This window comes from Streptomyces anatolicus (assembly GCF_019400875.1).
Taxonomy (GTDB): domain Bacteria; phylum Actinomycetota; class Actinomycetes; order Streptomycetales; family Streptomycetaceae; genus Streptomyces; species Streptomyces anatolicus.
Window position 1 is genome coordinate 1 of record NZ_WMBF01000745.1, and the last position, 2,115, is coordinate 2,115.

A 2,115-nucleotide genomic window follows, 5' to 3' on the forward strand; every position below is an offset into this window, starting at 1 on the left:
GCTTCGTCAATAATGGGCGCGAATAGTCTCATCAGGCGTGTCGTGTGTTTCGACGCTCCACGAGGCGTCTTCGGGGGTGCAGGCGGCGGGTTGGGGGGCTTCCGTGGGGCGCCCGGAATGGGCTAACTCCGCGCCTCTTGACCCGAGTTGAGGCCCTACTTCCCAGCCTCACCCCATAGGGCACCTTTTCAGTAAGCGTTGACACTGCGCCTTGGGGCCGCCGTATAGTTGCATCCTGTAGCGATAGGGGCGGTGGTTTTGAGCCTCTATCTCTAAGTGAGAGCGACGGGGGAAGCATGGAAGGTCTTGCTCTGCATGAACTGGTGGACGAATGCCTGGGGGGGAACCAGGAGAGCTGGAACAGGATCGTCGACCGCTATACACCTCTGATATGGGCCATAGCCCGTGGGCACCGGTTGTCCACAGCCGACTGCCAGGACGTCAGTCAGACCACCTGGATGCGGGTCATCCAGCATCTGGGGAAGCTCAGGGATCCGGAGAAGCTGGCCCACTGGATCTCCGTCTCCGCTCGTAGGGAGAGCCTGAAGCACATCCAGAAGTCCGGGCGCAGCACGCCGATCGAGGACCCGGAGGTGTTCGACCGGCCGCAGCCGTCGTCGAACCAGCCGGAAGAGACGGCACTCGACCGCGAGACCCGTGACGAGGTGCTCCTCGCCTACTGCTCGCTGTCGCCCAAGTGCCAGGCGCTGCTGGGTCTGTTGGTGGCCGAGCCGCCTATGTCGTACGACGAGGTGAGCGCGACGCTGGGGTTGGCGCGTGGCTCCATCGGTCCCATGCGGGGGCGCTGCCTGAAGCATCTGCAGCGCGCGCTGGAGTGCGAGGAGGGACGGTCCGAACAGGCCAGAGAACTCTTCGACTCCATCAAGAAGATGGGCCTGCGGACCTTCGCCGAGGAGAACGGCGCCGAACTGGGGTCAGCGACCAGGGGGAGCCGAGTACCTTCCTGCTGAGCCGGCAGGCCGGCCCTCCAGCGTGGCGAGCGACGACTCCTCGTAATCCAGTGCGTCGCGTTCCAGCGCCTCGTAGTCCAGTGACTCGTGCTTCAGCGCCTCGTAGTCCAGCGGCTCGCGTTCCAGCGCCTCGTAGCCCAGCGCGTCGGCGGTCAGCGCTTCGTCGTCCATCGCGGCTGCGAGCGCGATAAAGGGAAACAGTGCCTTGGCGTTCTCGGCCGCCTCCTGCGCGGGCGTCCCGAGGGCTGCCGAGAGTCTGTTCAGCGCCGCGCTGCCAGCGTCTTCGTCGGCGTTGTGCACCCCGGTCACCTCCAACATCTAGTTCACCCCTTAACTAGATGAAGAGTAAAGGAGTGTCCCGCAAACCGCGATACCAAGCGGGCATTTGGTTTGCGCGGCTACCGCTTTCCGGCCACATCCTTGGGCGCTGCCGGTGAACTCCGCAAGGCTGGTTTCAGAACTTGAGGGGTCGCTCGGACCGGGATCAGGGGACCTCGGCCTCGAAGAGTGCCGTGCAGCCGTGGACGGTGACCTTGTGGACGGGGAACCGGGCGGCCAGCTCCGCGCGCAGATCCTCCAGGCTGTCCCCGGAGTTGTTCAGATACCCCCGCCGGTTCCACACCGAGAAGCCGACCCGGGCGGCCGGTCCCACCGGTACGCCCTTGGCGAGCACGGTGGCGCCGAAGAGGCGCCCGCCAGGCCGCACGCAGGCCGCGACGTTGTCCAGCACCTTCGCCTTCTCGCGGATGGTGCCCGGCACGCAGTGCAGCAGGAAGTTCAGCGACGCGGAGCCGAAGGCCGCCTCGGGGAGCGGGAGCGGTTCCAGCGCGTTGGCCCGGACCGTCCTGACGTCGAAGCGGGCCAGACGGCGGGCCGCGTGGCGCAGCGAGTGCTCGTTCAGATCGGCGAGCGTGATGGCCTGCCCTGGTGCGGTGCGGCAGTTGTCGAGGAAGTAGCCGGTGCCCACGCCGACGTCCAGGTGGTCCGGGGAGATGTTGCGGTCGAACATGGCGACCACCTCGGAGACCGGGACCCGGAAGAGGAACTTGCAGTTGATCTTGAAGGCCATCAGGTCGTACAGGGGCAATGTCCAAGGCCTGTATATCGTCTGGCCGGCATGCACCTGATCTGCACGGGGCGGTGG

The 2,115-nt window shown here is 65.9% G+C and carries 3 protein-coding genes; 1 reads left to right on the top strand and 2 read right to left on the bottom strand.

Annotated features, from left to right (window positions below; translation table 11 throughout):
• Positions 1 to 296: 296 nt before the first annotated feature.
• Positions 297 to 971: an RNA polymerase sigma factor gene (locus tag GKQ77_RS32065; protein ID WP_258022326.1), complete on the top strand. Its 675-nt coding sequence runs from the start codon at positions 297 to 299 to the stop codon at positions 969 to 971.
• Here GKQ77_RS32065 and GKQ77_RS32070 read toward each other — a convergent pair.
• Positions 936 to 1,289: a hypothetical protein gene (locus GKQ77_RS32070; protein WP_219692636.1), complete on the bottom strand. Its 354-nt coding sequence runs from the start codon at positions 1,287 to 1,289 to the stop codon at positions 936 to 938. The two genes, GKQ77_RS32065 and GKQ77_RS32070, sit on opposite strands and share 36 nt — an antisense overlap.
• A 166-nt stretch (positions 1,290 to 1,455) precedes the next feature.
• Complete coding sequence (locus tag GKQ77_RS32075) at positions 1,456 to 2,058, bottom strand: class I SAM-dependent methyltransferase (RefSeq protein WP_219692638.1); 603 nt, start codon at positions 2,056 to 2,058, stop codon at positions 1,456 to 1,458.
• Between the last annotated feature and the right edge of the window lie 57 nt (positions 2,059 to 2,115).

Bases quoted from the DNA above. Each gene is read 5' to 3' on its own strand.
- GKQ77_RS32065 (WP_258022326.1), top strand. From the start codon at position 297: ATGGAAGGTCTTGCTCTGCATGAACTGGTGGACGAATGCCTGGGGGGG.
- GKQ77_RS32070 (WP_219692636.1), bottom strand. From the start codon at position 1,289: ATGTTGGAGGTGACCGGGGTGCACAACGCCGACGAAGACGCTGGCAGC.